Source organism: Kitasatospora sp. NPDC059812, assembly GCF_042732075.1.
Taxonomy (GTDB): Bacteria; Actinomycetota; Actinomycetes; order Streptomycetales; family Streptomycetaceae; genus Kitasatospora.
The window spans coordinates 67349-76964 of sequence record NZ_JBHWIO010000037.1 but is presented as its reverse complement, the minus strand read 5'-3'; the positions used below and the strand labels follow the sequence as shown (position 1 = coordinate 76964).

Sequence of the window (9616 nt, the reverse complement as noted above, 5' to 3'; positions counted from 1 at the left end):
GGGTGGGGGGGGGGCGCGGCGGGGGGCCGCGCCGCGCCTCCCCCCCCCGCCCGCCCCCCCCCCCGCGGCGCGGGGGCGCCCCCCGGGCCGTTGCCGTGGGCGCCGAAGCGGTCAGCCGCCGAGCTGGATGCCGGCCATCCGCTTCCACTCGTACGGGCCGGTCTTCACCTTGAGGGCCAGCTCGCCCTCGAAGTCGTCGTGCAGGGTCAGCCCGGCCAGTTCGGCGGCGCGGCGGCCGACGGCGTAGCTCGGGGCCACCTGGTCGCCCCAGGCGCCGTCCGCGCCGACCACCACGATCCGGGTGGCCACGGCGCCGACGTACTCGACGACCGCGTCGGCGCCGCCCCCGTGTTGGCGGGCGAAGCTGCTGAGGTGCTTGGCGATGCGCTTGGCGCGGCGCTCGGTACGGGCGTCCGGCGCGGCGGCGGTGGCGGTCTCTGCGCTGCTCATGCCCGCATGCTACCCACCGGTAGTCGTGCTGGCGACGGGAGCGCCCTGTGCACCGGGCCACATACTGGAGGCGTGACCTTCTCCGGCTGGCCGGCCGAGGCGCTCGACTTCTACGAGCACCTCGAAGCCGACAATTCCAAGACCTTCTGGCAGGCCCACAAGGAGCAGTACGACGACGACGTGCGGACCCCGATGGAGCTGCTGCTCGCCGAGCTGGAGCCGGAGTTCGGGCCCGGGAAGATCTTCCGCCCCAACCGCGACGTCCGGTTCAGCGCCGACAAGTCTCCGTACAAGACACACATCGGCGCCCACCTGGAGACCGGCGGCTACGTCCAGCTCTCCGCCGACGGCCTGGCCTGCGGCAACGGGATGTACCAGCTCGCCCCCGACCAGTTGGACCGCTACCGCGCCGCCGTCGCCGAGGACGTCAGCGGCGCCGAACTGGAGCGGGTGATTGCCGCGGTGGAGCAGGACGGCCCCCGGGTGCACGGCCGGGACTCCCTCAAGACCGCTCCGCGCGGCTTCCCCAAGGACCACCCGAGGATCGAGCTGCTGCGCCACAAGGGCCTGGTCGCCTGGCAGGAGTGGGCGCCCGCGAAGTGGCTCGGCACCCGCGGCGCCCACACCCGGATCACCGCCTTCCTGCGCGCCTCCCAGCCGCTCCGGGACTGGCTGGACGACCACGTCGGCCCGTCCGAGCTGCCGGCGCGGTGAGAACGCGAAGAGCCCCGGTCCACCGGACCGGGGCTCTTCGACGTCGGACAGGCCTTACTTCACGAACGGGTCGATCGCGCACACCACGAACAGCAGCGACAGGTAGGTGATCGACCAGTGGAACAGCCGCATCTCCTTCAGCTTCGCGCCCACCACCCCGGCCTTGGCCCGGCCGTACAGCGCGTGCGCCTCGCGCAGCCAGAACCCGCCGAGCAGCACCGCGGTGACGGGGTACAGCCAGCTCATGTGCCCCAGCGGCCACACTGCCAGCGAGGTCGCCACCATCACCCAGGAGTAGGCGACGACCTGCTTGCCGACGGCGACGTTGCCCTTGACCACCGGCAGCATCGGCACGCCGGCCCGCTCGTAGTCCTCGCGCACCTTCATCGAGAGCACCCAGGTGTGCGGCGGCGTCCAGAAGAACACCACCAGGAACAGCGCGACCGCCGCCCAGGACAGCGAGTTGGTGACGGAGGACCAGCCGATCAGCACCGGCATGCAGCCGGCGATGCCGCCCCAGACGATGTTCTGCGAGGTGCGCCGCTTGAGCCCCAGCGTGTAGACGAACACGTAGAACAGCAGCGCGCCGAGCGCCAGTCCGGAGGAGAGCCAGTTGACGCCGAAGCCCAGCAGCAGGGTCGAGACGATCGCGAGGACGATGCCGAACACCAGCGCCTCGCGCGGCGACACCATCCCGGTGACGATCGGCCGGCGCTCGGTGCGGGTCATCACCGCGTCGATGTCGCGGTCGATGTACATGTTGAGGGCGTTGGCGCCGCCCGCCGAGAGGTAGCCGCCGACCACGACCTTCAGCACCAGCAGCATGTTCGGGACGCCCTGTTGGGCGAGGAACATCACCGGCACCGTGCTCATCAGCAGCAGTTCGATGATCCGTGGCTTGGTCAGTGCGACGAAGGCGCCGACACGGGCCCCGATGGGCCGGTGCGCAGGAGTCGCCCCGGTGACCCCGGCGGGACGGGTTTCGACGGCGGTCACTAACACCCCAACTGAAGATGAATCCTCGCAGGCGTCCACAGGAACGAAGGGTCCCAAATCGTCCGCTCTGCGCGTACCACGCCACCTTAGACGCTCCATATATCCCATCCGGCTCCGGGGTCCCCCGGCGAGGCCGATGGCACACCCCCGGGTGAACCGACTGGGTGAAGCCACGAAGCCGTTCCGGCGCGCCGCCGCAACCCGTCCTGACCACCGGGGCGGCAGGGTGCCGTAAAACAGGAGAGTCTGGGACAAAATCAGGCAGGCCGCCCTGGTGGGAATCACCATACGGATTTCCTGGTTGTCCCAGCACGGAGGGTGAGCCCCGGGCCGGACGGTAGGCTCGCACGCAGAAGCGGGATCTACCCTCCGTGACCGGCACCACCCAGCGTCGAGACCACAGCGCCGTGGCCGACCCGGTCCCCTTTCACGGGGTCACTCTTCACAACGGAAGGAGCCCTGAGACAGGGTGAGCACGACGCCGACGAACGCATTCGAGTGGTCCGAACTGGATGAGCGCACGGTTGACACAGCGCGGGTCCTGGCCATGGACGCCGTCCAGAAGGTCGGCAACGGACACCCCGGGACGGCCATGTCGCTGGCCCCCGCGGCGTACCTGATCTTCCAGCGTTTCCTGCGCCACGACCCGACCGACCCCTCGTGGGTCGGCCGCGACCGGTTCGTGCTGTCCCCCGGGCACACGAGCCTGACCCTCTACACCCAGCTGTACCTGTCGGGCTACGGCCTGGAGCTGGACGACCTCAAGGCCTTCCGCGTCGCGGGCAGCCGCACCCCGGGCCACCCGGAGCACGGCCACACCGCGGGCGTGGAGACCACCACCGGCCCGCTCGGCCAGGGCATCGCCAACGCGGTGGGCATGGCGATGGCCGCCCGCTACGAGCGCGGCCTGTTCGACCCGGACGCCGCCGCCGGCGAGTCCCCCTTCGACCACACCATCTGGGCCATCGTCTCGGACGGCGACCTGGAGGAGGGCATCTCCGCCGAGGCCTCCTCGCTGGCCGGCCACCAGAAGCTGGGCAACCTGGTCGCCCTGTACGACGACAACCACATCTCGATCGAGGGCGACACCGAGACCGCCTTCTCCGAGGACGTCCTCAAGCGCTACGAGGCGTACGGCTGGCACGTCCAGCGGGTCGCCCCGAAGGCCAACGGCGACATCGACGTGGCCGTCCTGGCCGACGCGCTGGCCGCGGCCAAGGCCGAGACCACCCGTCCGTCGATCATCGCGATGCGCACGATCATCGCCTGGCCGGCCCCGGACGCCCAGAACACCGCCAAGGCGCACGGCTCCGCGCTCGGCGCCGCCGAGATCGCCGCCACCAAGAAGGTCCTGGGCTTCGACCCGGAGAAGACCTTCGAGGTCTCCGACAAGGTGATCGAGCACGCCCGCGAGGTCATCAAGCGCGGCAAGGCCGCCCACGCCGAGTGGGAGCAGTCCCTGGAGGCCTGGCGCGCCGCCGACCCGCAGCGCGCCGCCGAGTTCGACCGCATCCAGGCCGGCGAGCTGCCCGAGGGCTGGAAGAAGACCGTCCCGGTCTTCCCGGCCGGCAAGGACGTCGCCACCCGCAAGGCCTCCGGCGAGACCCTCAAGGCGCTCGGCGCGGTCATCCCGGAGCTGTGGGGCGGCTCGGCCGACCTCGCCGAGTCCAACCTCACCACGATCGACGAGGACAGCTCGTTCCTCCCCGAGGGCAACCCGCTGAAGAGCGCCAGCCCGTACGGCCGGACGATCCACTTCGGCATCCGCGAGCACGCCATGGGCTCGACCATGAACGGCATCGCGCTGCACGGCAAGACCCGCGTGTACGGCGGCACCTTCCTGGTCTTCGCCGACTACATGCGCCCGGCCGTGCGCCTGGCCGCGCTGATGAAGCTGCCGGTCACCTACGTCTGGACGCACGACTCGATCGGCCTCGGCGAGGACGGCCCGACCCACCAGCCGGTCGAGCACATGGCCTCGCTGCGCGCCATCCCGGGCCTGTCCATGGTCCGCCCGGCCGACGCCAACGAGACGGCCGTCGCCTGGCGCACCGTGATCGAGCGCCAGACCACCCACCCGGGCCCGGTCGGCCTGGCGCTCACCCGCCAGAACGTCCCGACCTTCGACCGCGAGGTCTTCGGCTCCGCCGAGGGCACCGCGAAGGGCGGCTACATCCTGGCCGAGGCCTCCAGCGGCGACCCGCAGGTGATCCTGCTGGGCACCGGCTCCGAGGTCCAGCTGGCCGTCAAGGCCCGCGAGGTGCTGGAGGCCGAGGGCATCGCCACCCGGGTGGTCTCGGTGCCGTCCTTCGAGTGGTTCCAGGAGCAGGACCAGGCCTACCGTGACAGTGTGCTGCCGCCGTCGGTCAAGGCCCGGGTGTCGGTCGAGGCCGGCATCGGCCAGGGCTGGCGCGAGCTGGTCGGCGACCACGGCCGGATCGTCTCGCTGGAGCACTTCGGCGCCTCCGCCGACTACAAGGTGCTCTTCGAGGAGTTCGGCCTGACCGCCGAGCGCGTGGTGGCCGAGGCCCACAACGCCCTCCGTTCCCTTGAGGCCGTCAACCGCTGACGCCCCCTTGGGCCGTGCGCCCGCCCGCACGCGGGCGCACGGCCCCCTCTGACTACCCCACGAAGCAGAAGAAAAAAGGACTGAAGCACCATGACTGACGCACTGAAGCGCCTCAGCGACGAAGGCGTGGCGATCTGGCTGGACGACCTCAGCCGCAAGCGGCTGAACACCGGCAACCTCGCCGAGCTGGTGCAGAACAAGCACGTGGTGGGTGTGACCACCAACCCGACCATCTTCCAGAAGGCCATCGGCGGCGGCGACGACTCCTACGACGGCCAGCTGCGCGACCTCGCCGTCCGCAAGGTCACCACCGACGAGGCCGTCCGCATGATCACCACCTCGGACGTGCGTGACGCGGCCGACGTGCTGCGCCCGGTCTACGACGCCTCCAACGGCCGCGACGGCCGGGTGTCCATCGAGGTCGACCCGCGCCTGGCGCACGAGACCGCGGCCACCGTGGCCGAGGCCAAGCAGCTGTGGTGGCTGGTCGACCGTCCGAACGTCTTCATCAAGATCCCCGCCACCAAGGCCGGCCTGCCCGCGATCGCCGAGGTGATCGGCCGGGGCATCAGCGTCAACGTCACGCTGATCTTCTCGCTGGAGCGCTACAAGGCCGTCATCGACGCCTACCTGACCGGCCTGGAGGCCGCCAAGGCCAAGGGCCTGGACCTCTCCCAGATCGAGTCGGTCGCCTCCTTCTTCGTCTCCCGCGTGGACACCGAGATCGACAAGCGCCTGGAGAAGATCGGCGGCGACGCCCGGGACCTGCGCTCCAAGGCCGCCCTGGCCAACGCCCGCCTCGCCTACCAGGCGTACGAGGAGGTCTTCGGCTCGGTCGACGGCAAGTCCGCCGGCAGCGCCCGCTGGCGTTCGCTGGAGGCCGCCGGCGCCAAGCCGCAGCGCCCGCTGTGGGCCTCCACCGGTGTCAAGGACCCGGCCCTGCCGGACACCCTGTACGTCACCGAGCTGGTCGCCCCCGGCACGGTCAACACCATGCCCGAGGCCACCCTGGAGGCCACCGCCGACCACGGTGTGGTCACCGGCGGCACCATCGTCCCCAACTACGCCGACGCCAAGGCCGTGATGGACGCCATCGCCGCCGCCGGCGTGGACTACGACGACGTGGTCCAGGTGCTGGAGGACGAGGGCGTGGAGAAGTTCGAGCAGTCCTGGAACGAGCTGCTCGACACCGTCACCGCCTCGCTCGCCTCCTTCGCCGGCGAGAAGTGACCGTTCGCTCACACAGCCAGCGCACGAAAGCGGAGCCCAACAAGTGAGCACTGATTTCCCCGAGTTGACCTCGGAGTCGGACGCGGACGATCTCCCGCCGGCCCCCGTCAACCCGCTTCGTGACCCGGCCGACCGACGGCTCCCGCGCATCGCGGGGCCGTCCGGTCTGGTCATCTTCGGAGTCACCGGCGACCTGTCCCGCAAGAAGCTCATGCCGGCCATCTACGACCTGGCCAACCGCGGTCTGCTGCCGCCGGGCTTCTCTCTCGTCGGCTTCGCCCGGCGCGAGTGGGACGACGAGGACTTCGCCAAAGAGGTCCACGACGCGGTCAAGGAGCACGCCCGCACCCCGTTCCGGGAGGAGGTCTGGCAGCAGCTCGCCAAGGGCATGCGCTTCGTCCACGGCACCTTCGACGACGACGACGCCTTCGACAAGCTCCGCGAGACCATCATCGAGCTGGACAAGGCGCAGGGCACCGGCGGCAACTTCGCCTTCTACCTGTCCGTCCCGCCGAAGTTCTTCCCGACCGTCGTCCAGCAGCTCAAGAAGCACGGCCTGGCCGACCCCCCGCAGGGCTCGTGGCGCCGCGCGGTCATCGAGAAGCCCTTCGGCCACGACCTGGAGAGCGCCCAGGAGCTGAACCGGATCGTCCACGAGGTCTTCCCCCGGGACGAGGTCTTCCGGATCGACCACTACCTGGGCAAGGAGACGGTCCAGAACATCCTGGCGCTGCGCTTCGCCAACCAGATGTTCGAGCCGATCTGGAACCGGTCGTACGTCGACCACGTGCAGATCACCATGGCCGAGGACATCGGCATCGGCGGCCGGGCCGGCTACTACGACGGCATCGGCTCCGCCCGCGACGTCATCCAGAACCACCTGCTCCAGCTGATGGCGCTCACCGCCATCGAGGAGCCGGCGTCCTTCCACCCGAAGGCGCTGGTCGCCGAGAAGCTCAAGGTGCTCAGCGCCGTCAAGCTCCCGGCCGACCTCGGCCGGCACACCGTGCGCGGCCAGTACGCGGCCGGCTGGCAGGGCGGCGAGGAGGTGGTCGGCTACCTGGACGAGGACGGCATCGACCCGGACTCCAAGACCGACACCTACGCGGCGATCAAGCTGGAGATCAACAACCGCCGCTGGGCGGGCGTCCCGTTCTACCTGCGCACCGGCAAGCGGCTGGGCCGCCGGGTCACCGAGATCGCGGTGGTCTTCCAGCGCGCCCCGTACCTGCCGTTCGACTCCTACGCGACCGAGGAGCTGGGGCAGAACGCCCTGGTCATCCGGGTCCAGCCGGACGAGGGCGTGACGGTGCGGTTCGGCTCCAAGGTGCCGGGCACCTCCTTCGAGGTCCGGGACGTCACGATGGACTTCGCCTACGGCGAGTCCTTCACCGAGTCCAGCCCGGAGGCGTACGAGCGGCTCATCCTCGATGTGCTGCTCGGCGACGCCAACCTGTTCCCGCGTCACCAGGAGGTCGAGCTCTCCTGGCAGATCCTCGACCCGATCGAGAAGTACTGGGACACCCACGGCAAGCCCGCCCAGTACTCCGCGGGGACCTGGGGCCCGGCCGAGGCGGACGAGATGCTCGCACGAGACGGCAGGAGCTGGCGCCGGCCATGAAGATCGACCTCACCAACACGACGTCCAGCAAGATCAACGCCGCGCTGATGGAGGCGCGCCGGGCCAGTGGCTCCACCGCCGCCGGCATGGTGCTCACCCTGGTGATCGTGACCGACGAGGGCAGCGCGTACGACGCCCTCAAGGCCGCCAACGACGCCTCCCGCGAGCACCCCTCGCGCACCCTCGCGGTGATCAAGCGCGCCGGGCGCTCGCCCCGGGCCCGCGCCGAGACCCGGCTGGACGCCGAGATCCTGGTCGGCACCGATGCCGGCTCGGGAGAGACGGTCATCCTGCGCATGCACGGCGAACTCGCCGCGCACGCCCAGTCGGTGGTCCTGCCGCTGCTGCTCCCGGACGCCCCGGTCGTCGTCTGGTGGCCCGACAACGCGCCGCTGCACCCGGCGCAGGACCCGCTGGGCGCGCTCGCCCAGCGCCGGATCACCGACGCCGTCACCGCCGAGTCCCCGGTCGGCCAGCTCGCCCAGCGGGCCCAGAGCTACACCCCGGGCGACACCGACCTGGCCTGGACCCGGATCACCGGCTGGCGCTCGATGCTGGCCGCCGCGCTGGACCAGCGGCCGGTCACGATCACCTCCGCGGTGGTCGAGGGCGAGTCCTACAACCCCAGCGTCGAACTGCTCGGCCTCTGGCTGCACAACCGGCTGCACGTGCCGGTGGAGCGGGTCGTCACCGGCGGCCCCGGCATCACCGCGGTGCACCTGCGCACCAAGGACGGCGACATCACCCTGGACCGCCCGGACGGCCTGATGGGCACGCTCTCCATGGCCGGCTCCCCGGACCGCCAGGTGGCGCTCAAGCGGCGCGAGACCTCGGAGCTGATCGCCGAGGAGCTGCGCCGGCTCGACCCGGACGACATCTACGCGACGGCCGTGCGCACGCCCGTCGACCGGCTGCGCGAGCCGGACACCGCCGAGACGGCGGCGGCCGAGCGGGTCGCCCGCGCGGCGGTCGCCGAGGCCGCGGTGGCCAACCCCGCCCGGGTGACCGCCAAGGTCGCGTCCGAGGCCTCGTCCGAGGACGTGCCCGAGGACGCCGAGAAGGCTCCCGCCAAGAAGCCCGCCAAGCGCGCCGCCAAGGGGAGCGCATGACCAACGCGACCCCGCAGCTGGTCGTCCACCGGGACAAGGAGCTGATGGCCCAGGCGGCCGCGGCCCGGCTGATCACCCGGATCGTGGACGCCCAGGCCGCCCGCGGCACCGCCTCGGTGGTGCTCACCGGCGGGCGCAACGGCAACGCCCTGCTGGCCGCGATCGCCGCCTCCCCGGCGCGCGACGCGGTCGACTGGGCGCGGCTGGACCTCTGGTGGGGCGACGAGCGCTTCGTCCCCGCCGGGGACCCGGACCGCAACGCCGTCCAGGCCCGCGCCGAACTGCTGGACTCCGTCCCGCTCGACCCGGCGCGGGTGCACGAGATGCCCGCCTCGGACGGTGCGGACGGCTCCGACGTGGAGGCCGCCGCCGCCCGCTACGCGGAGGAGCTGGCGAAGGCGTCCGGCCCGGGCGACCGGCTCGGCGTCCCGGCCTTCGACGTGCTGCTGCTCGGCGTCGGCCCGGACACCCACGTCGCCTCGCTCTTCCCCGAGCACCCGGGCGTGCGGGAGACGGAGCTGACCGTGATCGGCGTGCGCGGGGCCCCCAAGCCCCCGCCGACCCGGGTCTCGCTCACCCTCCCGGCGATCCGGGCGGCCCGCGAGGTCTGGCTGCTGGCGGCCGGCGCGGACAAGGCGGACGCGGTCGCGATGGCCCTGTCCGGCCCCGGCGAGCTCCAGGCGCCCGCCTCCGGCGCGTACGGCCGTAGCCGCACCCTGTGGCTGCTGGACCGGGCCGCGGCGGAGCAGATCCCGCCCCAGCTGTACCCGCCGGCCTCGGCGTAACGGGCTCGGCAACGCACAAGGGCGGCCCCCCCCCCCACGCGGGGCCCCCGCGCGGGGGGGGGGGCCCGTGCGGGGGCCCGCCGCCGCGGGGGCCGCCCCCCGGGCGGGGGGGGCGCGCCCGCGGGGGGGGGGGGGCGCGCGC

Annotated in this window: 8 protein-coding genes; 6 read left to right on the top strand and 2 right to left on the bottom strand. The window is 71.9% G+C overall.

Features of this window, described 5'->3' with window-relative positions; genetic code table 11:
- Nucleotides 1–111: 111 nt before the first annotated feature.
- The gene (locus ACFV6D_RS20255) at nt 112–450 is read right to left on the bottom strand and encodes a hypothetical protein (protein WP_063349518.1); all 339 of its coding nucleotides are present in this window, start codon (nt 448–450) and stop codon (nt 112–114) included.
- 72 nt (nt 451–522) lie between these two features.
- Here ACFV6D_RS20255 and ACFV6D_RS20250 point away from each other — a divergent pair, with 72 nt between their 5' ends.
- The gene (locus ACFV6D_RS20250; RefSeq protein ID WP_380336074.1) at nt 523–1164 is read left to right on the top strand and encodes a DUF2461 domain-containing protein; all 642 of its coding nucleotides are present in this window, start codon (nt 523–525) and stop codon (nt 1162–1164) included.
- Between the two features lie 54 nt (nt 1165–1218).
- Here ACFV6D_RS20250 and ACFV6D_RS20245 read toward each other — a convergent pair whose 3' ends face one another.
- A complete protein-coding gene (locus ACFV6D_RS20245) occupies nt 1219–2166 on the bottom strand; it encodes a heme o synthase (RefSeq protein WP_063349516.1) in 948 nt (315 codons plus the stop codon).
- Nucleotides 2167–2629: 463 nt separating this feature from the next.
- Here ACFV6D_RS20245 and tkt point away from each other — a divergent pair, with 463 nt between their 5' ends.
- The 5 genes from tkt (at nt 2630) to pgl (ending at nt 9474) form a co-directional block, all read left to right on the top strand.
- The gene (tkt, locus tag ACFV6D_RS20240; RefSeq protein WP_063349515.1) at nt 2630–4729 is read left to right on the top strand and encodes a transketolase; all 2100 of its coding nucleotides are present in this window, start codon (nt 2630–2632) and stop codon (nt 4727–4729) included.
- A 90-nt stretch (nt 4730–4819) separates the two neighbouring features.
- Nucleotides 4820–5959, top strand: coding sequence for a transaldolase (tal, locus tag ACFV6D_RS20235; RefSeq protein WP_063349514.1), 1140 nt, complete (start codon nt 4820–4822; stop codon nt 5957–5959).
- 64 nt (nt 5960–6023) lie between these two features.
- The gene (gene zwf, locus ACFV6D_RS20230) at nt 6024–7580 is read left to right on the top strand and encodes a glucose-6-phosphate dehydrogenase (protein ID WP_063349513.1); all 1557 of its coding nucleotides are present in this window, start codon (nt 6024–6026) and stop codon (nt 7578–7580) included.
- Nucleotides 7577–8689: a glucose-6-phosphate dehydrogenase assembly protein OpcA gene (opcA, locus tag ACFV6D_RS20225; RefSeq protein WP_363368898.1), complete on the top strand. Its 1113-nt coding sequence runs from the start codon at nt 7577–7579 to the stop codon at nt 8687–8689. The genes zwf and opcA overlap by 4 nt, the downstream gene beginning before the upstream one ends.
- Nucleotides 8686–9474 (top strand): 6-phosphogluconolactonase, encoded by a 789-nt coding sequence (gene pgl / locus ACFV6D_RS20220; RefSeq protein WP_363368896.1) that lies wholly within the window; start codon nt 8686–8688, stop codon nt 9472–9474. The genes opcA and pgl overlap by 4 nt, the downstream gene beginning before the upstream one ends.
- The last annotated feature ends 142 nt before the right edge of the window (nt 9475–9616 follow it).

What these genes read in the sequence shown, in the direction of transcription:
- opcA (WP_363368898.1), top strand. Translation starts at nt 7,577, where the DNA reads ATGAAGATCGACCTCACCAACACGACGTCCAGCAAGATCAACGCCGCG.
- tal (WP_063349514.1), top strand. Translation starts at nt 4,820, where the DNA reads ATGACTGACGCACTGAAGCGCCTCAGCGACGAAGGCGTGGCGATCTGG.
- ACFV6D_RS20255 (WP_063349518.1), bottom strand. Translation starts at nt 450, where the DNA reads ATGAGCAGCGCAGAGACCGCCACCGCCGCCGCGCCGGACGCCCGTACC.
- pgl (WP_363368896.1), top strand. Translation starts at nt 8,686, where the DNA reads ATGACCAACGCGACCCCGCAGCTGGTCGTCCACCGGGACAAGGAGCTG.